This window comes from Cryobacterium sp. TmT2-59 (assembly GCF_004403545.1).
Classification (GTDB): Bacteria; Actinomycetota; Actinomycetes; order Actinomycetales; family Microbacteriaceae; genus Cryobacterium; species Cryobacterium shii.
Genome location: NZ_SOGM01000004.1, coordinates 1 through 20,413, shown reverse-complemented (window position 1 = coordinate 20,413; position 20,413 = coordinate 1). Strand labels below are relative to the sequence as shown.

Genomic DNA, 20,413 nt, shown 5'->3' with positions numbered 1-20,413 from the left:
GTGGCGGGGCCGGGGCCGGGGCCGGGGTCGCTGGCGGGCGCCGGTGCCGGCCGGTTCGCGGCCGCGGTGAGCGGGCCGGTGCTGCTGGGCCAGGTCTCCGGCAGCGTGCTGGAGGTGGGCCGGGCGTGCCGGCGGGCCTCGCCCGGGCAACTGGTGCCGGTGCAGAACGTGCTCGATCCGCGGGCCGAGGCCTGGGTCGAGGCGCTCCGGGGGTACGCCCGGGCGGACCTCGTGGAGACCGTGCGGTGTTACCTGCGCCACCGCGGCCAGTGGGAGACCACAGCCCGGGACCTGCAGCTGCACCGCAACTCGCTCCGGCACCGGATCGAGATCGCCTCCCGCCTGATCGGCGAGGACCTCGACGATCCCGATGTTGCGGCCAACCTGTGGCTGGCGATGCGGGGCGTCACCGCGCACCCGTCCCCGTCCCCGTCCCCGTCGTGAACCAATTCGACGGAGATGCTGCTGTAAAAACAGGGTTTCGTCGTGTTTGGGGCCGATGCGGGCAAAATCTCCGTCGAATTCGTTCGGGGCCGGTGTGGCTGGGACGCGGTCTGGGGATCGTGGAGACGGCCTAGCGCTGGGCGCCGGCGAAACCCTTGCTGCCGGTGAGCCAGTCGCGGATCGTGTCGCTGTGCTCGCCGAGGGCGGGCGGCGCGCTCGTGCGCGGCGCCAGCGGGGGCGTCCAGCTGACGGGGTGGCGGATCTGGCGGCCCACGGTGGCGCCGGAGGCATCCTGCACCTCGATCGTGGGTTCCAGCCCCAGCGACTCGGCGAGCTCGATGCCCTCGGCGATGGTGGCCACCTGCCCGGCCGGTACGCCGGCGTCGGTGAGCAGGTCCTGCCAGGACAGCGCCGGGGCCTCGGCGAGGCGCGCTTCGAGGAGGCGGACGAGTTCCTCGCGGTTGTGCACGCGGGCCGAGTTGGTCGAGAATCGCGGGTCGGTGGCGAGCCCCTCGTCGCCCAGCACCCGGGCGAGCTTGGCGAACTGGCCGTCGTTGCCGCAGGCCACGGCCAGCGGCCCGTCCGCGCAGGCGAGAAGCTGGTAGGGCACGATCGACGGATGCCGGTTGCCCATCCGGCCGGGCACCACCCCCGCGCCGAGGTACGCCTGCGCCTGATTCGCGAGCGCCCCTTGCAGGCTCGACAGCAGATTCACTTCCAGCCGCGCGCCCAGGCCGGAGGCCGCGCGGGCGTTCAGGGCCGCGAGGACGCCGATGGTCGTGTCCTTCGCGGTGAGCACGTCGACGAGGGCGACGCCCACCTTCATCGGACCAGTCTCATCCCCGGTGACGCTCATCAGCCCGCCCAGAGCCTGCACCATGAAGTCGTAGCCGAGCAGGTCGGCCCCTCCGGCGCTGCCGAACCCGGTGATCGAGGCGTAGACGAGGCCGGGGTTCTCCGCCTTGAGGCTCTCGTAGCCGAGGCCGAGTCGGTCCATCCCCCCGGGCTTGAAGTTCTCGACCAGCACGTCGGCCTTCAGCGCGAGCGCCCGGGCGACGGCGAGGTCAGCCTCGTCGGTGAGGTCGAGGCAGAGGGATTCCTTGTTGCGGTTGACGCTCTCGAAGTAGGTGGCCCCCGTCGCGGAGAAGGGCGGACCCCAGCTGCGCGTGTCGTCGCCCCTGCCGGGCCGCTCGACCTTGATCACCCGGGCACCGAGGTCGGCCAGCGTCACCGTGGCGAGCGGACCCGCCAGCACCCGGGAGAAGTCCGCGACCAGGATCCCGTCGAGCGGCCTCGAGAGTGCACGCTGGCTGTCATCGACCTGACTGGGCACGGATGCTCCGTTCGCTTGCGGGGTGGTTCCGGTTCTGGTGCCGGTGGTTGTTCGGGCGGCGCGGTGCCGGTGGTTTCCCTGAATCTAGTGGCGCGTCAGAGCCGTTTCATTGGACGGATCATCCACAGCTTAGATAGGTATGCCCGGTCGCGGGGACATCCGGTGCACGGATGCCGCGCGGCAGGCTCCGGGGACGCGGGCATCGGGGACGCGCGCATCCGCGGCCCTCGCCACCCCGCCGCTCGCGCCGCGATCGCCACATCCGGTCGAGATCGTCCCGCACGCGTGGCGAACTCGACCGGAACAGGCGAACTCGGCGACCGCCCGCGGCCGAGCCGCCTCTCAGCTGCGGGGCTACTCGACTGCGGTCACCGTGTACACCGCGGCCTGCTCGGGCGCGAGCAGCGGCGCGGGCAGCCCGACCTGCGCCAGCACTCCCCCGGTCAGGGTCACAGCACCACCACCACCACCACCAGCACCTGCACCTGCACCAGCACCAGCACCAGCACCAGCGGCAGCACCAGCACCAGCACCAGCGGCACCGAACGAGCCCCCACCCGCCAGCCAGGCCGGCGGCGCATCCTGGATCACGCGCGGGGGCGCACCGATCGTGAGCGGCTCGACCCGGTAGGTGAGCTCGGGCGCGAGTCCCGGAAACCGTAACCGCTCGGGCAGGGCGGAGCGCGGGGCAGCCAGCGCCACATACGCAAAGACGGCCGCAGCCCGGTCGGGCGAGACGACCCCGTGCAGCTCCAGGGCCGGGTCGCTCGGGTCGGCCCGCACGATCGTTCCGGTGTGCAGCAGCCCGCGGAGTTGCTTGTACCGGGTGATCCAGTCGGCGATCTGCGCACGCTCGGACTCGATCGCGCGGGTCAGGTCCCACTCGATGCCGGCGCTGCCGAAGAGCGCCGTGGCCAGTCGGAAGCTGAGCTCCGAGGTGCGCCCGGTGGTGTGCGCGGTAGCGGCGCCCAGGTGACCGCCGAGGTATTCGGGCGGCACGAGCACACTCGTGTAGCGCTGGATCTGCTGCCGCTCCAACGGGTCGTTGGTGTCGCTGGTCCAGACCCGGTCCACGCGCTCGAGGATACCGAGGTCGATGCGGGCTCCCCCCGACGCGCAGGACTCGATCTCGACACCCGGATGCGCCGCCCTCACCCGGTCCAGCAGCCGGTACAGCGCGGCGGTCTGCCGGTGCGCCGACCCGGCCAGCAGGTCGCGGTTGTGGTCCCATTTCAGATATGCGATCGGGTACTCGGCGAGCAGGGCCGCGAGCCGGTCGAATACCCAGGCTGCGGCATCCGGGTTGCTGAGGTCGAGCACCCGCTGGAAGCGCCAGGTCAGCGCCGATGACGGCAGCGACGACCGAGGCCCGGCCGACCCCCGAGACCCAGCCGGCCCGAGCACCCAGTCCGGGTGCGCCCGGGCGACGTCGGAGTCGAGGCTGATCATCTCGGGTTCGATCCACAGCCCGAAATCCATGCCGGCCGCACGCACGTGATCGACCAGCGGATGCAACCCGTCTGGCCAGGCGACCGGGTCGACGAACCAGTCGCCGAGGGCACGCCGGTCGTCGGTGCGGCCGGTGAACCAGCCGTCATCGAGCACGAACCGTTCCACGCCGACCGCGGCCGCGGCGTCAGCCAGCCGGGTCAGGGTGGGCAGGTCATGGTCGAAGTACACGGCCTCCCAGGTGTTCAGCACGACCGGGCGCGGCCCGGACGCGGCCCCGGAGAGGGTCGACCAGGACCGGATCCACGGATGCAGCCGAGCCGACAGCCCGTCGAGTCCGGCCGCCGAGTACACGGCCACGGTCCACGGGGTCGTGTGGCTCGCACCGGGCGCGACCCGCACGTCGCCGGGCGCGAGAAGTTCGCCGCTGCCGAGCACCGAGTAACCCAGCGGGCTGTTCTCGGCCCAGACGCGTTTGTCCCCGCTCCAAGCCAGGTGGGTGGCCCACGTCTCGCCGGTGCGGAAGCCAAACCCGGGGGTGCCGGCCACGCTCAGGTAGGGGTCGTCGTGGCCGGGCCGCCCGTGCCGGGACTCGCGGCTCCAGACGCCCTGGCCGAGCAGGGCGCGCTGCGGCCGGCGTTCGTGCGTCCACAACCCGGTGAAATCGAGGATCTCCCTCGCCCGGCCCGGAACGGGCAGGATGACGTCGAGGGACCCCAGTTCGAACGGAGCGGTGGCCGCCGTGTTGGTGAGCGTGTGGCGCAGTCGCAGCACGCCCTCGACCGAGAGTTCGAGGTCGGTACGTACGGCCAGCTCGGCCGCGGCATCCGTCAGCGAGATCGCAAGCGCCTGGGTGCCGGGCGAGACGGCGTCACCCGACCGCACCGAAACGGGCCCCACGCCGGCCAGGCGCAGGTCGAGGTCAGCGGCGGCCGCGCCGCCCCCGCCGCGCAAGCCACCCCCGCCACCCTCGCTGAACCGGAATCCGCTGATCCCGGGGCGCCCGCTCCAGCCGTCCGAGACGGTCGGCAGCAGGGTCAGCCGCAGGGGCAGGTCGATCGAGCTCGGCGGAATCGCCGGAACGGATGCGTCGGCGAGCACCGCGAGCATCTCACCGGAGAGGTCGCCCAGATCGGCGCCCCAGTGCACGATCACGGGCACACCCGTGCCGCGGGCGTCCAGCACAAGGCTGGTGCCCGCGGCACGGAGGTAGGGAATCGACGACACTGAGGCCTAACGCTACTTGTTGACCGGGATCGACTGCGCTTCGAGGGCGCTGATCGTGCTCTTCTGGGCGCTCGTGAGAGCATCCGTCAGAGTCCCGCTGCCGGTGACGGCACCCTTGAAACCGTCGGAGGTGTCGTTATAGACCTGCGTCATGGTCGGGCCCCAAATGAAGTCGGGTGAGACCTGGTCGGATGCCTCGGAGAACACGTCGTAGATGGGCTGGTTGCCGTAGAACTCGACGCCTGCCTTGAGGGCGGGCAGCTCGAGGCCGGACTTGGCGGCCGGGTACAGGTTGGCCGACTTGTTCAGCATCGTGAGCGCCTCGTCGGAGGTGTTCAGCCACAGCGCGAACTGGGCCGCCTCATAGGGGTGCTTCGAGCCCTTGAAGACCGCGGTGGACGAGCCACCCCAGTTGCCGGCGGCCTTGTCACCTGCAGCCCACTGCGGGGACAGGGCGACGGACCACTTGCCGGCGGTGTCCGGAGCGCCGCTGGCGATGGAGTTCGCACCCCAGGCCGCGGAGTTCCAGGTCCAGTCCGAACCGGAGTTGTAGGCGTTGTTCCACTCGTCGGTCCACGGCGGGTTGGTGGAGACGAGGTCGCGGTCGATCAGGTCCTGCCAGTAGGCGGCGACCTTGACGGATTCGGGGCTGGTCAGGTCGACCGTCCAGTTCTCACCGTCGTTCTTGAACCAGCTTCCGCCGGCCTGCCAGACGAAACCGGCGAACTGGTTGATGTCGCTCTGCGAGAAGTTGGTGATGTACCCGCCGGTGGCGCGCACCTTCTCGGCTGCGACCGCGAACTCGTCCCAGGTGGTGGGGATCGCAATGTTGTTCGCCTCGAACAGGTCGGCGCGGTAGAACATGGCCATGGGGCCCGCGTCCTGCGGGATCGCGTAGACGGACTTGTCCTCGCCGAAGTTGACCTGGCCCCAGGTCCAGTCGACGAAGTCGCTCTTCGCCTCGAGCACACCCTTGCAGGCGGCGAGGTCGGTCAGGCCGTCCTGCACGCGGAAGTTCGGCAGTGCGTCGTATTCGATCTGGCCGAGGTCGGGCGCGTTGCCGGCCTTGAGCTGGTTGAAGAAGTTCTGGTACGTGCCGCCGTTGCCGTTCGGGCCGGTCTGCACTTTCACCTGAACGTCGGGGTTCTTTTCATTCCATACCTTGGCCACGTCTTCCATGCCGGGGATCCAGGTGGTGAAGGTGAGGTCGACCTTGCCCGTGGCGGGGGCGCAGTCGGCGCCGGCCGAGGTCGTGGACCCCGCCGCGCAGCCGGTCAGGGCGACCGTTGCGGCGGTGAGCAAGGCGACAGCGGCTGCTCTCTTCTTGATTCGCATTGTTCTTCTTTTCTCTTGGGAGGGGTGGGGAGGGGAGGTAAAGAGAGGGACCGGCTACTTCACCGAACCGGCACTGAGCCCGTTCTGCCAGAAGCGCTGGAGCAGCAGGAAGATGATGATCAGCGGGATGATCGAGAGCAGGGCCCCGATCAGCACGTAGTCGCGCAGCACCGGAATCTGGTTCACCTGGGAGTTCCAGGCGTAGAGGCCGAGCGTGACCGAGAACAGGGTTTCGTCGCGCAGCATGATCAGCGGCAGGAAGAAGTTGTTCCAGATGGCGACGAACTGGAAGAGGAAGACGGTGATCAGGGCGGGCACCATCATGCGCACCGAGACGGTGAAGAAGGTGCGCACCTCGCCGGCCCCGTCGAGGCGCGCCGCCTCGATCAGTTCGTCCGGCACGCTGGCCGACGCGTAGATGCGGGCCAGGTAGACCCCGAACGGGCTGACCAGGCTGGGCAGGAACACCGACCAGAACGTGTTGGTGAGGCTGATCTGGCTGAAGATCAGGAACAGGGGCAGCGCGAGCGCGGTGGCGGGCACCAGCACCCCGCCGAGCACGACGTTGAAAATGAGTTCGCGACCCGGGAAGTTGTACTTGGCGAGGGCGTAGCCGCACATGCCGGCGATGATGGTGCCGATGGCGGCGCCGAGGCCGGCGTACAGGGCGCTGTTGAGCATCCATTTGAGGTAGACGCCGTCGCGGTAGGCGATCAGGTTGCCGATGTTCGTGAACAGGGAGAAGTCGGCGAACCAGAGCGGGTTCGTGGTGTTGAACTGGGACCGGTCCTTGGTGGCCGCCACCAGCAGCCACCAGATCGGCACCAGGAAGTAGAGCGTGAAGACGCCCATCACGATCATGGCGCTGACCCGGGCGAACGGGCTCTCGCGCTGGGCTTTGGGGGCCACGCCCTGGGGCGTGCGGCTGCCGCGTTTTCGTCGCGCGGGGGTGGTGACGGTGCTGATCGAGGTGCTCACTGGACTTCCTTCCGCTGCGTGAACTTCAGGAACGTGAACGAGAGGATGAACGTGGCCAGGGCCAGCACCACAGAGAAGGCGGCGGCGAGGTTGAAGTTCGGGATCGACGAGGTGGAGTAGACCGTGAGGTTCGGGGTGAACGTGCTGGTCACGGCGGAGCTGAAGCTGCGGAAGACCTGCGGTTCGGCGAGCAGCTGCAGGGTGCCGATGATCGAGAAGATCGCGGTCAGGATGATGGCCGGCATGATCAGCGGGATCTTCACCGACCAGGCGATGCGCACCTGGCCGGCCCCGTCGAGCCGGGCGGCCTCGTAGAGCTCGGTCGGGATCGCCAGCAGGGCCGAGTAGATGATCAGCATGTTGTAACCCACGAAGACCCAGGTGACGACGTTAGCGATGGCCCAGAGAACGAGGTCGGCCGAGAGGAAGTTGATGTTCTCGGTGACGGCGCTGAACGGCGACAGGTTGGGCGAGTAGAGGTAGCCCCACATGATCGCCGCGATGACGCCCGGCACCGCGTAGGGCACGAAGAAGGCCAGCCGGAAGAATTTCTTGCCGCGCACGAGCGGTGAGTCCAGCAGCAGGGCGAACAGCAGCGCAAGGCCCAGCATGATCGGCACCTGCACGACGCCGAAGGTGAGCACCCGGCCGATGGATGTCCAGAACGGCCCGTTCTGGAACACCAGGATGTACTGGGTGAGCCCGCCGAAGACCTCGGTGGCCTTGCCGAAGGTGCCCTCGCGCTCGATCACGAGCAGCGACTGGTAGATCGCGTAGCCGATCGGGACCAGGTAGAACAGGGCGAACAGGGTGCCGAACGGGAGCACGAAGGCGAGAATCGCGCCGAGGTGCGGCACGGGCTGCCTGGGTTGTTTGGAGGCCGGGGCTTTGGCGGCCCGTGACCTCTTCTGGCGGGCGACGCTGCCCGGGGCATCCGTGAGTGGAACGACGGGTGCGCTCATGATGCGGGGTCCTCTCTGATCACGCGAACGGCACCGGCCGGAACTCGAACAATACGGTTGACGGGTTCGCCGGTGACGAGTTCACGGCCGGAGGCCGGCAGGTCGATGTCGTCCTCGCCGTGGTTGATGATGAAAAGATAGGTCGCGGCGGCGCCGGCGCGGCGCACGACCTCGATGGTTCCGGGGCTTTCGGGGCCGACCGCGGTGACGCGGGCCTGCTGGCAGATCGTGCGCAGCAGGTCGGTCAGGGCGCCGGCCTCCAGCGCGGTGGCGACGTACCAGGCGTCGCCGGCGCCGTGCCGGTTGCGGGTGATGGCCGGGGTGCCCGGAAGCGGCCCGCCCCGGTAGCGGGCGATCACCTCGGCGCCGGTGCTGCGCAGTCGCTCAGTCCAGAGGCTCGCGGATGCGCCGGAGTCGAGGCCGACCACGTGGCCGGGCAGCAGCGGGGAGAATTCCTCGACCGTGACGCCGAGCAGACCGCGGAAGGCGCCGGGGTAGCCGCCCGGGCGCACCCGGTCGTCTTCGTCGACGATGCCGCTGAAGAAGGTGACCAGGGCGTGGCCGCCGGCCGCGACGTAGGCGGTGAGGTTATCCGTCTCGGCGTCCGAGACCAGGTACAGGGCCGGGGCGACGACGAGGCGGTACCCGGAGAGGTCGGTGCCGGGGGCCACGATGTCGACCGTGACGCCGAGCCGGTGCAGGGCGGCGTAGGCGGCGTGCACCTGCTCGAGGTAGCGCACCGACTGGGACGGGCGGGATTCGCCGTCGCCGGCCCACCAGGCTTCCCAACTGAAGAGGAGTGCGGCATCCGCCACGACCGTGCTCCCGGTGATCTCGCCCAGCCGGTCGAGGGTTTCCCCCAGGGCGACGACCTCGCGCCAGAGCGCGGTATCGGTGCCCGCGTGGGGCACCAGCGCGGAGTGGAATTTCTCCGAACCCTGCAGCGAGGCCCGCCATTGGAAGAAGCAGATGCCGTCGGCCCCGCGGGCGACGTGGGCCAGGGAGTTGCGGGTCATCTCGCCGGGGGCCTTGGCCAGGTTGTGCGGCTGCCAGTTGACGGCGCCGGCCGCCTGCTCCATCAGGAGCCACGGCTGCCCGCCGGCGAGTCCGCGGGTGAGGTCGGCGGCGAACGCCAGCTCTGTGGCCGGGTCGGCGAGGCGGTGGTCGAGGTAGTGGTCGTTGGCGACGATGTCGACCTCGGGGGCCCAGGTCCAGTAATCGAGGTTGCGGATGTGGGAGGTGACCATGAAGTTGGTGGTCACGGCGACGTCGGAGTGGCGGCGCAGCACGGCGGTCTCGCGGCGGTAGTAGTCGAGCAGTTCGGCGGAACTGAACCGGTGGAAATCCAGCACCTGGCCGGGGTTGCGGCTGGAGAGGGTGAGCCGCGGGGTGAGGATCTCGGCCCACCGGCCGTAGCGCTGGCTCCAGAACGAGGTGCCCCAGGCGGAGTTCAAGGCCTCGATCGTGCCGTAGCGCGCCTGCAGCCAGAGCCGGAACGCGGCGGCGGTGTCGTCGCAGTAGCAGAGCGCGTTGTGGCAGCCCAGCTCGTTGGACACGTGCCAGAGGGCGACCGCCGGGTGGCGGCCGTAGCGCTCGGCGACCTTCTCTACCAGTGCCAGCGCGTGCTCGCGGAAGATCGGGGAGCTCGGGCACCAGGCCTGGCGCCCGCCGGGGTAGCGGGTGGTGCCGTCCTCCACGACCGGGAGGATCTCGGGATGCAGGGTGCTCAGCCACGGCGGCGGCGACGAGGTGCCGGTGCCGAGGTTGACCCGGATGCCGTTGGCGTGCAGCAGTTCGATGATCGTGTCGATCCGGTCGAAATCGTACTCCCCCGGCCGCGGCTCGACCTGCGACCAGCCGAAGATGTTGATCGCGACCAGGTCGACGCCGGCCTCGCGCATCAGCACGACGTCTTCGGCCCAGACCTCGGGCCCCCACTGCTCCGGGTTGTAGTCGCAGCCGTAGGCGACGCCCTCGTGAACGAACGGGGTGGCCGAGGCCGATCCGGTCGACGTGGCTGCTCGCGAGTTCATGGTGCTCCCTGCTGTGCTGTGCCAGCTCTGCTGGCTGTGTTGATTGACTGGCTGTGTTGATTGACTCTGTGAACGTGCACAGAGTCGGGGGCAAAAACGCGCCGTTGGGTTTTCTGTGAACGTACACAGAGTACGAACTCCCTGGCCGCCGTGTCAAGCGTCGGGTTCCTCGGCGCGCGTTACAGTTATCGAATGGTGACAATTCCGTCTCGGCGCCGACGCGCGACAATCCACGATGTCGCCGTGGAAGCCGGCGTGTCCCGCGGCACGGTGAGCCGGGTGATCAACGACGAGCCGTACGTCTCGGCCGAGGCCCGCACCGCGATCGAGGCGGCGATCGAGAAGGTCGGCTATGTGCCGAACAACGCCGCCCGCAGCCTGGTCATGCAGCGCTCCCAGGCCGTGGGATTCATCGTGCACGAACCGCACTCGCTCTTCCTGGACGACCCCAACATCGGCGGCATCCTGCTCGGCGCCAATACCGTGCTCTCCCGCGCCGACTATCAGATGGTCAGCCTCGTGATCGATTCCCAGCGCGACACCGACCGCGTCGCCCGCTACCTGAGCGGCGGATTCGTCGACGGCGTGATCATCGTCTCCGCCCGCCACGAAGACCCGATGATCCGGGTGGTGCAACGCCTCGCGCTGCCGGCCGCGTTCGTCGGGCATCCGCCGGACCTCCGCCAGCTCCCCTTCGTGGGTATCGACAACCGCGCTTCGGCGCGCGCCATCACCGAGCGGCTGATGGCCACCGGCCGCAAACGCATCGGCATGATCGCGGCGGCCCTCGATCGAGACTCGGGAGCCGACCGGCTGGCGGGCTTCACGGATGCCCTGGGCCCGCGCTTCGACCCGGCGCTCGTCGCGCGGGTTCCGCTCTACACCTACTCCGACGGAGCCGACGGCATGCGCGCGCTGCTGGAGCGCGACCCCGGCATCGACGGCGTTTTTGCGGCCTCCGACGCCGTCGCGGCCGGGGCGCTCGAGGCGCTCCGCGACGCGGGGCGCAGCGTGCCCGGCGACGTCGGCATCGTCGGCTTCGACGACAGCTCCTGGGCGCTCCGCACCCAACCGCACTTATCCACCGTGCACCAGCCGGCCTTCGGCCTCGGCGCGGCGGCGGCCGAGTGCGTGCTCGGCCAGCTGCGGGGCGAGGCCCAGCCGGTCGGCGGCATCCTGCTGGATACCCCCATCGTCTGGCGCAACTCGGCCTGATCGCCGGTCGGGGGCACACTGGAAGCATGGTTCGCAAACAGGCTCTCGTGCGCGGGATGGTGCAGGCCGTCGGATTCCGGTATTACACCCAGTCGGAGGCGCGCCGGCTGGGCCTGTCCGGGTTCGTGCGCAACCGGATGGACGGCTCGGTGGAGGTCGACGCGGAGGGCGACGCGGCATCCGTTTCGGAGTTACTCGCCTGGCTGGCGCACGGGCCGCCCTCCGCGGTGGTCGAGTCGATGCAGGTGACCGACCTGGCGCCGCGCGGCGAGAACGGATTCCACATCGCCTATTGACCGGCGCCTATTGACCGGCCGCGCTGACCGGCCCGCGCTGCGGATTCAGCGGCCGCTCCCGATGCTGGCGTAGCGTGGAAGCATGTGCGCGCGAGCATCCGACCCCGCTCGGACGGAACGGGCGGCGCGCCAACCCCCCACGGCGCCGAGAATGTCGGCCCAACGCGCCCTGCCGGCGGCCCCCAGCCGTGCCGCGCTGCCTCGCACGGTCGCCCTGCTGCCGTTGCGCCGGGCGTTCGGCATCGGCCGCCTGCTGCTCGCGGCGACCGGCGTCGTCGCGCTGCTGGGGTATTTCGATTACGTGCTCGGCTTCGCGACCTTCGCGGTGTACAACTATTTCAGCTACTTCACCGTGCAGAGCGCCATGGCCGCGGTCGTCGCGTTCGTGGCCGGAGCCCTGGTCGCATTCCGCCATGCGACCGACCCGGCCTGGCTCGACTGGTTCCGGCTGCTGGTGACCACCTACATCATGGTGTCCGGCATCGTATTCCTGACCATCGTCATCCAGTCATCCTCGCGCGACTACACAATCGAGGTGCCCTGGTCGAGCCAGCTGCTGCACTTCTGGATTCCGACGATCGCCCTCGTCGACTGGTTGACGGATGCCGGCAAGGCCCGCCTGCCGTGGAAACTCCTGGCCTGGGTGCTCGTTCTGCCCAGCATCTGGGGCGTGTTCACCCTCGTGCGCGGGTCGATGGTGGGCTGGTACCCCTACTTTTTCCTCGACCCGGTGCAGGTCAGTGGTCCGTTGGAAACCGTGGTCTACTGCCTGATCGCCGTGCTGCTGTTCACCGGGATCGCGGCGATCCTGATCGCCACCTCCCGGCTGCCCTCCCAGCCCTGGCACCGCCCCCGGCCGGAGTCGGGGTCACAGCAGCGCTGAGATGCGAGCGGCGAGCGGTTACAGCGGGATGAAGGTGTATTCGCTGGTCATATGCTCGATGCGGCATGCGCCACAGTAGAGCACTCCGGATGCCTGCATGGCGAGTACCCGGGGCGAGCACTGCACCACCTTGGGCCCGCAGCAGGGCGAAATCACCATGTACGCGCCGGGAGCGGTGGGCGAATGGCCGCTCAGGCCTCGGATGTGGTGGGTGCCTTCGCAAGGCAGGTCGGAGTCAAAGTCGAGAAGAATGACGGATTCGAGATCCAGCAGGGTATCCATGGGAACACAGCAATCATGCGGTAGAACAGATGTGGTGCAGTCGCGGGCGAGCGGGGCATCTCAGTGGCGACCGCACTGGATGGTCGACGGTACGAAACGGGCCGGTTGACGAACCGGTGTTACTCCCCCGAACGGAATCCGTCGGCAACGCCAGTCGGGGTAACGACTGGACCTCTGAGCCGGCACCGGGGCGGAGGTCACCACCACGGACCGTACCTGCATGAAACCGGCCCTCGAAAGGGCCATTCTTCACCGACTGGACGTTGGCAGGAGTGTACACCACGAAACCCGGAATCGCGCGGGGTTGACCGCGGCGATTCTAAAGTTTTTTTGACACGCGTTTCGCGGTTTCACGGTGCGGCCCGGGGTTTCGCGTCCGGCGAATCCGACTGTTTTATTTCGGCGCTGGGGTGGGTGTCGCGGTGTCCATCGGGGAGACGAAGGGCACCAGGCTGGCCAGCGCCGCGGCCAGGAATTCGTCGTCTCCGACCTCCGCCAGGCGCAACGCGGTTTCCGCGGCGACCAGCCCGACCAGGACCGGTTCGCCGGTGAAGGGCACCATGTTGATCCAGACCCGGAAGTCATCGTCGCCGCCGACCGTGGTCCAGAGCGGGGCGTCCGTGTCCCAGAACGGCTCGGCGAACTGCAGCCAGATCTTGTCGAGGGTGCCCATGCCGAGCGCGGCGATGGCGCCGCGGTGCGCGAACGGCAGCGGCGGGTCGAACTCCATCACCTTGGTCTTCAGCACGCCCAGCGGCACCGTGACGATGACGCGGTCGGCGCCCAGCGATTCGCCGTTGCCGAGGCGCAGACTGGCGCCGCTCTCGCCGTAGGCGATCCTGGTGACCACGCTCGAGCCGAGCAGGTCGATACCCTCCAGGAGAGCGTCGAAGAGACCGTTGAAGCCGCCGAGAACGAGGCGGTCCTCGTCGAGGCCGGGCGCTGCCGGGGTGTACCAGCCGGACTGGTCGTCGACGGCGGCCCCGGAGTTCAGGGCGAGCACGGTGGTGATCTCGTAGTCCAGCCAGTCGGCGTCGGAAACGCCGGTGTCGGCATCCGTCGTCGACAGCTTGGACGCGCCCGAATCGGCGAGGGCCCGGGCCACGGACACGTCTGCGGGCTGGTCGGCGGCCCAGGCGAGGGCCGCGTTCACGGCTTGGGCGCCGGTGTCGGGCACGGGCACGACGAGGCCGTCGGAGGTGCGCGTCTCGGAGGTGCGGGAGAAGGGGGCCGTGATGACGCCGAGGCCGATGAGTTCTTCGTCGAGGGTGGTGGTGCCGCTGGCGCGCACGACGGATGCGCCGAGTTCGATCGGGAACGGCCACTTCTTGTCGGTGACGGTGTCGATGCGGCCGCCGATCCGGTCGCGCGCTTCGACCACGACGACGTCGAAGCCGGCGTCCTTGAGTGCTCGCGCCGCGGTCAGCCCGGCGATTCCGGCGCCGATCACGGCGATCCGCTCCCCGGCCGTGGCGACTGCCTGCACGTCTCGGGCGGCCCGCATGCCAGAGGCCCGGGCGCCCTGCACGGTGCCGGGCGCGTCGATCGAGGTGGCCTCGCCGGCGAGGAACAGGCGGCCGTCGACCGGGGTCGCGAGCGCCTCACGCTGCTCGGGGGTGGCGCCGACGGCGGGAAAGCTGAAGGAGCCGCGCGCGAACGGGTCGGCCGACCAGGAGGTGCGGCGCACGTTCTCCGGTTTAGGCACCAGCGAGGGGGTCGGCGTGGGCGACGGGCTCACGGATGCCGTGGGCCGGGGGCTCGGCGGAACGCACGCGGTGAGGGCGACCAGGCTCAGTCCCGAGACCGAGCCGATCAGAAAGGTACGACGTTTCATGGCGTGTCCGCGTCAGGGGAATGGCACGCCGCTGTCGGCGCTGACGCTCTCCTTTCCGAGCTGGTCGGGCAGTACGTCCAAACTACCTCAGGCGCGGGGGCCGGGGCGGTAGGGCGCGGAGGTGGGCGGGCGGCGGGCGGGGTCGGATGGGTGCGGATGGCGGGCGGATGGCGGGCGGATGCGGATGGGTGCGGATGGCGGGCGGATGGCGGGCGGGGTCGGGTGGCGGGCGGCGGGTGGGTGCGGTTCGGGGGCCGGCCAGCCCGGATCCCGGCGGCCCGCTCGCGCTACCCGGGCGGCACCGGCAGTTGCAGGAAACCGTCCGTCAGCAGCTCACGCACCCTCGGCAGGAGGTCCGCGCTGAGCTCGCGCTGGTCGACCTCGAGCAGCTGGGCGAGCGCCGCGACGATGGAGCCGACGTCGAGGTCGCCATCGCAGGCGCCGACCAGCGCGGCGAGTGCGGTGTCCAGCGGGATCGACCGGCCGAAGCCGCTGCCCTGGTGCAGTGTCATCAGGGTCGGGTCTTCCTGGCCGGGCCAGTAGTGCCGCTCTTCCGTGACGTCGGGCGCGACGACGAGGCGGGCCCGGGCGAGGTGGGCGTCATCCGTGGCCGCCTGCCAGTCGTGGGCGGCCAGGCAGTCGGCGAGGTAGCTGCCGATTCCGGCCGGGTTGTGGCCGAGGGCGCCGGGGAGGCGCTCGAGGCGGCGCAGGCCGGGCCCGGGCGTGGCAGGCGTGGCAGGCGCACCGGGCACCCGAGCGGCGGCCGGCCGCCGAAGCAGAAGGTAGCCGAAGCCGACCTGTGTCACGCCGCGGGCCTCGAAATCGTCCAGCCAGGCGCCGTAGAGGCGGTCGAAGTCGGCGGTGTCGGCGCGGGTGCCGCCGTCGCGGATCCAGGTCTCGGCGTAGAGCGTGGGCGGCTGCACCTCCCGCTCGATGATCCACGCCTCGAGGGCCGCGGCATCCGTCGCCCGCACGGCCTCGTGCGAATTCGACGGAGATTTTGCTCCCGGAGGTGTCGCAGGTGGCGAATTCGAGCTGTTTGGGGCAAAATCTCCGTCGAATTCGTCAGGGCGCGCCGAAACCGCCGGGGTCGCCGTGATCGCCGAAGACGCAGGGTTCGACCGGCGCGACGAGGACGCCGGGGCGTCGAGCCAGCCCGCCAGGCGGTCGAAGGCGTCCTGGCGGGCGTGGTATTCCCAGTTTCCGAGCAACTGGGCCACGCCGTTCGGGGTGAGGTGGTCGGCCGCGCCGCGCACGACCGCCTCGACGAGGGCGTCGCCGACCATGCCGCCATCGCGATATTCGTAGCTCGGCACGCCCGCGACCCGCGGGGTGATCACGAACGGCGGGTTGGAAATGATGTGGTCGAACCGTTCCCCCGCCACCGGTTCGTACAGACTGCCCAGGCGGAACTCTATGTTGCCGATGCCGTTGAGCTCCACGTTCAAGGCCGCGAGCTCGAGTGCGCGTGCGGAGATATCGGTCGCGACGACCCGTTCGGCGTGCCGGGACGCGTGCATCGCCTGGATCCCGCACCCGGTCCCGAGGTCGAGCGCGCTGACCACTTCGGTGGGGATCAGCAGCCCGCTCAGGGTGAGGGATGCCCCGCCCACCCCGAGCACATGGCTCTCGCCGAGCGCGTGGCCGAGTGCGAGCTCGCCCAGGTCGGACGCGATCCACCAGCTTCCGGCGCCGTGCGCGTCCACAAAGGTGTACGGCCGCAGTTCGAGCAGGGGGCGGAGAGCGGCGTGGGACTCGTAGCCGGTGTCACCGGTGTCAGCGGTGTCACCGGTGTCACCGGCATCGCCGGCATCGCCGGATCCGCCGGTACCGGCGTCGCCGACCGTGACGGATGCCGCGAGGCCGAGCTCCTCCGCCCCGGCGGCGCCCAGCGCAGGGAGGGCGGCGTCGAGGTCCGCACGGTCGACGGGCAGGCCGAGCACGAACAGCCGGGCCAGCGTGGCGCAGGGTTCGGTGTGCCCGAGCTTCTCCCGGAGGCCGGCGAGCGCCCGCAGCGCCGGAACCCGCTGATTGCGGCGCAGCGCGGCATCCGCTTCGATGCCCCACAGTCCGGTCAGGGCCGAGACCGAGTAGTTGGCGGTGGCGAGGTCGGAGCGGAGGCGGTCGATCAGTGCGGAAGTCACCAGTCCATTCAACTGCACCCGGACCGCACCCGAGCCGCTCGCTCGCCGCCCCATGGCCGCCCACTCGCCTGCCAGTCGGTCGCCGAACCGGCTTCCCTACCGGCGTTCCTCGGCCACGCTGTTGCCGCCGTCGACCACGATCGTCTGCCCGGTCACGTACGACGCGCCCGGCGAGGCCAGCCAGGCGATGACGGATGCGACCTCCGCCGCTGTGCCGCTGCGCCCGACCGGCACAAGCGCCCCCTCGATCGCCTCGCTGTCCAGCTGTGACCCGGTCTGGATCCAGCCCGGCGCGACCGCGTTCGCGGTGATGCCGAGCAAGGCTTCGTCCACGGCGAGCGCCCGGGTGAGCCCGGCGAGTCCGGCCTTCGCCGCGGCATAGGTGAGGTCTCCGCGTGACGCCATCACCGGCCCGCTCACACTGGACACCGTGACGATGCGCCCCCAGGCGGCCGCGTGCATGAAGCCGATCACCGTGCGTGTCGCGTGGAAGGCGGTCGACAGGTTGATCGCGAGGCCGTGGTCCCACTCCCCCGCCTCGGTCGTGCTGATGTCGCCGTGCAGCATCTCGGCGTCCCCGACCGCGACCATGCCCGCATTGTTGACCAGGACCGTGGGAGCCAGCCCCGCGGTGGCGAGCGCGTCGACGAGCACGAGCGCGCCGGCCTCGGTGTCGAGGGTGCAGACGACGCCGGATGCCGGCACACCCATTGCGGACAGCTCGGCCACGCGCTCGTGCACCCGTTCGGTCGTGGCGGTGAGCACGACCTGTGCGCCCAACTCGCCGAGCATCCGTGCGGCGGCGAAGCCGATGCCCGAGGCGCTGCCGGCCCCGGTGACCAGGGCCGTGCGGCCGGTGAGATCCCAGGCGCCGGGAAGGGCGAAGACAGCGGGCAGACCGACAACTTCGGGGAGAGTCATGGCGTCATGCTAGCCGTTGCCGGTCCAGCCATCGGGATGGCGGCGAATTCTCCGGGAGTGCGTGGGTCGGGCCGCCCAGCGGTTCGACGGTCCGGGCGCGCCGATGCGGTGTGGCTAACTCAGGAGATTCGGGCTGCGGCGGCTGCGGACCCCCGTGTTTCCGGGGGCGGGCAGCCTCATGCGCAGGTTTTTCCTGAGTTGACCCCCGGCTCGCCACGCGACCGGCGCGACCTCGCCGGCGGGGATCATCCGTCGCCTCGGTGCATAACTCCTGCAGATTGGGATCCGAGTCGGGGGGCCGCCCGCGGATTCCCGGGAGATCTGGTCTCCACGTGGCCAAACTGCAGGAGTTATGCACGCATGGGACTGGGCTTCCGGGGCCGGGCACCGGAAGCCGCTCGTGCGCCGTGGCCAACTCAGGAGAAGAGGGGCATCGCGGCCGCGTCCCCCGCGGATTTCCGGGTGCCGACCGCGCCAGCCGCTGGTTTCTCCTGAGTTGGCCCCACGGCACCGAACCGATCAGGCGAACGAGCCGGCGGGCTACAGCCAGCGGGCTACAGCCAGCGCATGGTGAAGGCGCGGGCGAGGACGGCGCTCGCCGGCGGGACGGCCAGCGCGCGCACGAAGCCGTTCCGCGCGCGGAGGCGCAGCCCCTGCGCTGGGCTTCCCATCGCCATATTGAAGCCGGCCTGGCGCGCGGCCATCCGGGCGCTGCGCCGGCGCCGGCGGTCGTAGTCGGCGAGCACGCCCGGACCGGACACCGGGTCCCGAAGCGCACGTTCCAACGCCGGGGCCAGCTGCAGCGCGTCCAGCCAGCCGAGGTTCATGCCCTGGCCTCCGATCGGACTGATCTGGTGGGCCGCGTCGCCCACGAGCACGACCCGGCCGGCCACCATCCGTCGGGCCAGTCGCTGCTGCACCGAGAAGGAGCTGGCCGCGGCCGAGGTTGCGGGCAGGTGCACACGGGTGCGGGATGCGACCATCGCGGCCAGGTCCGCGCTCGTCGCATCCGTGAGCAGGGTGGGAGTCATGGCCACCCAGCGGCGCCGGCCGCCCGGAAGCGGGAAGGACTCGACCACGCCGCCCTGCTCAAAGAACAGGATGGCCTCACCCGGGTGCTCGCCGGCATCGGGGAAATCGCTCATCAGGTAGGTCTCGCCTCCGGTGCGAGCCGTGCAGCGGATGCCGACCAGGTCGCGCAGCAGACTGCGGGCGCCGTCGGCCGCCACCACATACCGGGCCTCGAGCGTTTCGCCGGGTTCACGAGGCCCACCTGCTCCAGCTGCCTCAGTGGGCTCGCCGGCGCCACCGGCACCGGACCCCGACCCGGCCCCCGCAGTCTCGCCGGACCCACCGGGCGCGGCCGGGGCATCCGTGTAAACCTCGACGCGGTCGCCGCGGTCGCGCACCCCGGCCACGGTCACGCCGCCGCGGAACCGGCCGGGCGCCAGCTCCTCGAAGCGGGCGCGCAGCACCGCCTCGGTCTCGTACTGCGGCAGCGAGATCACGCGGTCGTGCCGGTCGGCCGTATCGGCGAAGACGAGGCGTCCGAGGGTGCGCCCGCCCGAACGCACGAGGCCGCCGCGGATCCGCACCGCCCGGTCGATCACCGCGTCCGCCACCCCCAGTTGTTGCAGGGCACGCAGCGACGGCGGGTGGATGCCGATGGCCCGCGACCGCAGCGACGGCTCCGCCCGCTTCTCCAACACCTCCACGTCGAGGCCCCGCACGGCCAGCAGCCCGGCGAGCAGGATCCCCACCGGGCCGCCGCCGACCACGATCACGTCCCGCACCGGTCGCCCGCTCCCCGGCCCGCCCTCTTCCGACAGTGCCCGTTCCGGTCGAGAGTGCCCGTCGCGCCGGTCACTCTCGACCGGAACGGGCACTGTCGCGGCCGGAGCCGGCCACCGCAGCACGAGGCGCGACGGATGCTCCCGCGTCACCCGCCAGCCCGGCGGAACCACCGCGCGCAACTCGGCCGCCGTGAAACTGCGCCGAATCGACGTGAGCCCGTCGTCGCGGATGAACGACCGGCGGAACAACGGCCAGGTGCCCAGACCGAATCCGAGGTACGCGAACCGGCTGCGCTCGATGTCGGCGTGCAACACCCGCCCGACACCAGCACCGGCACCGACACCAACACCGACACGAGCACCAGCACCGGCACCGGCACCAGCACCGACACGAGCACGAGCACCGCCGCCGCCGACCAGACGCTTCGAATCGGCCAGCAGCCCGCCCAGCTGCTCCCCGGTGAGGTGGTGCAGCACGTGGTTGGAGACCACGAAGTCGAACACCAGGCCCTCGGCGACCAGCGCCGAGCTCAGCGCCCGCCGGAACGTGAGCCCCGGCAACGGCGGCAGGCCGGTCGCGTAGGCGTGCGCGCGGACATCCGGATCGATCGCCGTCACCCGCAGGCGCAGGCCGTCGCGCGCGGCCCACCGCGCCAGCGCCCGCGCCATGTCGCCGCCGCCCGACCCGATGTCGAGCAGCGTGCGCTCCTGGGTGGAAGACAGGGTCGGCCGGATCTCGCGCCGGTACATCCCGCGCCAGCCCGACACGACCGCGTTCACGTACTTGAAGTTCGCGTACGTGTTCGTCAGCCGGTCCGGGTCGCAGTCCGGGTCGTCCATGATCTCGACGGCGTCGCTCGCACGCAGCCCCAGAGTTCGCAGCCCCAGAGAACGGATGCCCACGCCGCTATCCGGCGGTGACGGTCATCAAGCCGGATTCAACCGTCAGCCCTGGCCCGAACGCCATGGCGCAGACCCGTTCTCCGTCGGTCGCGTCCGGGGAATCCATGATCGCCTTGAGCACGAACAGGATGGTGGCGCTGCTCATGTTCCCGTAGTTGCGAAGGGTCTCGCGTGAGGGCACGAGCTGCGCCTCGCTGAGGCCCAGCTTGGCCTCGGTCTTGTCCAGGATGCTGCGCCCGCCCGGGTGGATCGCCCAGTGCGCGATCGCCGTGGCGGGGGTGTCGGCGAGCGCGGGCGGCGCCACCAGAGTCGCGACCGACCCGGCCGCGGCGTCCCCGCCCACCGCCGGCGCGAGCACCGCCGGCGCGAGCACCGCCGGCG

Annotated in this window: 16 protein-coding genes; 4 read left to right on the top strand and 12 right to left on the bottom strand. The window is 70.5% G+C overall.

The features are described 5' to 3' along the window. A partial coding sequence (locus E3T24_RS17610) for a helix-turn-helix domain-containing protein (protein WP_198419663.1) occupies positions 1 to 444 on the top strand: 444 nt, incomplete at its 5' end. A 130-nt stretch (positions 445 to 574) separates the two neighbouring features. Here the strand turns inward: E3T24_RS17610 and E3T24_RS00290 are convergent. The 6 genes from E3T24_RS00290 to E3T24_RS00265 all read right to left on the bottom strand — a co-directional run bounded on the left by E3T24_RS00290 (position 575) and on the right by E3T24_RS00265 (position 9,761). Continuing rightward, positions 575 to 1,777, bottom strand: coding sequence for a CoA transferase (locus E3T24_RS00290; protein WP_241978575.1), 1,203 nt, complete (start codon positions 1,775 to 1,777; stop codon positions 575 to 577). Positions 1,778 to 2,131: 354 nt separating this feature from the next. Further along, on the bottom strand, positions 2,132 to 4,453 hold the full coding sequence (locus E3T24_RS00285; protein ID WP_134410152.1) for an alpha-galactosidase: 2,322 nt from the start codon (positions 4,451 to 4,453) through the stop codon (positions 2,132 to 2,134). Between the two features lie 12 nt (positions 4,454 to 4,465). Then, on the bottom strand, positions 4,466 to 5,788 hold the full coding sequence (locus tag E3T24_RS00280; RefSeq protein WP_134365387.1) for an extracellular solute-binding protein: 1,323 nt from the start codon (positions 5,786 to 5,788) through the stop codon (positions 4,466 to 4,468). A 54-nt stretch (positions 5,789 to 5,842) separates the two neighbouring features. After that, the gene (locus E3T24_RS00275; protein ID WP_134365389.1) at positions 5,843 to 6,649 is read right to left on the bottom strand and encodes a carbohydrate ABC transporter permease; all 807 of its coding nucleotides are present in this window, start codon (positions 6,647 to 6,649) and stop codon (positions 5,843 to 5,845) included. 113 nt (positions 6,650 to 6,762) lie between these two features. Beyond that, the gene (locus E3T24_RS00270; protein ID WP_134434141.1) at positions 6,763 to 7,728 is read right to left on the bottom strand and encodes a sugar ABC transporter permease; all 966 of its coding nucleotides are present in this window, start codon (positions 7,726 to 7,728) and stop codon (positions 6,763 to 6,765) included. Further along, positions 7,725 to 9,761 carry a beta-galactosidase gene (locus tag E3T24_RS00265; protein ID WP_134434140.1) on the bottom strand — a complete coding sequence of 679 codons (2,037 nt, stop codon included), beginning with the start codon at positions 9,759 to 9,761 and terminating at the stop codon, positions 7,725 to 7,727. Before E3T24_RS00265 ends, E3T24_RS00270 begins: the two co-directional genes overlap by 4 nt. A 192-nt stretch (positions 9,762 to 9,953) precedes the next feature. Here E3T24_RS00265 and E3T24_RS00260 point away from each other — a divergent pair, with 192 nt between their 5' ends. From E3T24_RS00260 to E3T24_RS00250, 3 genes are all read left to right on the top strand, one after another. Beyond that, complete coding sequence (locus E3T24_RS00260) at positions 9,954 to 10,976, top strand: LacI family DNA-binding transcriptional regulator (RefSeq protein WP_134402351.1); 1,023 nt, start codon at positions 9,954 to 9,956, stop codon at positions 10,974 to 10,976. Positions 10,977 to 11,002: 26 nt separating this feature from the next. Beyond that, positions 11,003 to 11,272, top strand: coding sequence for an acylphosphatase (locus E3T24_RS00255; RefSeq protein ID WP_134365383.1), 270 nt, complete (start codon positions 11,003 to 11,005; stop codon positions 11,270 to 11,272). 151 nt (positions 11,273 to 11,423) lie between these two features. Continuing rightward, positions 11,424 to 12,155: a Pr6Pr family membrane protein gene (locus E3T24_RS00250; RefSeq protein ID WP_134434139.1), complete on the top strand. Its 732-nt coding sequence runs from the start codon at positions 11,424 to 11,426 to the stop codon at positions 12,153 to 12,155. An 18-nt stretch (positions 12,156 to 12,173) separates the two neighbouring features. Here E3T24_RS00250 and E3T24_RS00245 read toward each other — a convergent pair whose 3' ends face one another. From E3T24_RS00245 to E3T24_RS00210, 6 genes are all read right to left on the bottom strand, one after another. Continuing rightward, the gene (locus E3T24_RS00245; RefSeq protein WP_134365381.1) at positions 12,174 to 12,437 is read right to left on the bottom strand and encodes a hypothetical protein; all 264 of its coding nucleotides are present in this window, start codon (positions 12,435 to 12,437) and stop codon (positions 12,174 to 12,176) included. A 394-nt stretch (positions 12,438 to 12,831) separates the two neighbouring features. Next, on the bottom strand, positions 12,832 to 14,271 hold the full coding sequence (locus E3T24_RS00240) for an NAD(P)/FAD-dependent oxidoreductase (RefSeq protein ID WP_134365380.1): 1,440 nt from the start codon (positions 14,269 to 14,271) through the stop codon (positions 12,832 to 12,834). 287 nt (positions 14,272 to 14,558) lie between these two features. Then, positions 14,559 to 16,415: a methyltransferase gene (locus E3T24_RS17760; protein ID WP_241978574.1), complete on the bottom strand. Its 1,857-nt coding sequence runs from the start codon at positions 16,413 to 16,415 to the stop codon at positions 14,559 to 14,561. A gap of 96 nt (positions 16,416 to 16,511) precedes the next feature. Next, entirely contained in the window at positions 16,512 to 17,336 is an 825-nt protein-coding gene (locus E3T24_RS00225; protein WP_134364863.1) for an SDR family oxidoreductase, read from the bottom strand. Between the two features lie 554 nt (positions 17,337 to 17,890). Continuing rightward, positions 17,891 to 20,032: an FAD-dependent monooxygenase gene (locus tag E3T24_RS18210; RefSeq protein WP_198419662.1), complete on the bottom strand. Its 2,142-nt coding sequence runs from the start codon at positions 20,030 to 20,032 to the stop codon at positions 17,891 to 17,893. 4 nt (positions 20,033 to 20,036) lie between these two features. Then, positions 20,037 to 20,413: 3-oxoacyl-[acyl-carrier-protein] synthase III C-terminal domain-containing protein (locus E3T24_RS00210; protein WP_277871420.1), on the bottom strand; the 377-nt coding region annotated here is incomplete at its 5' end.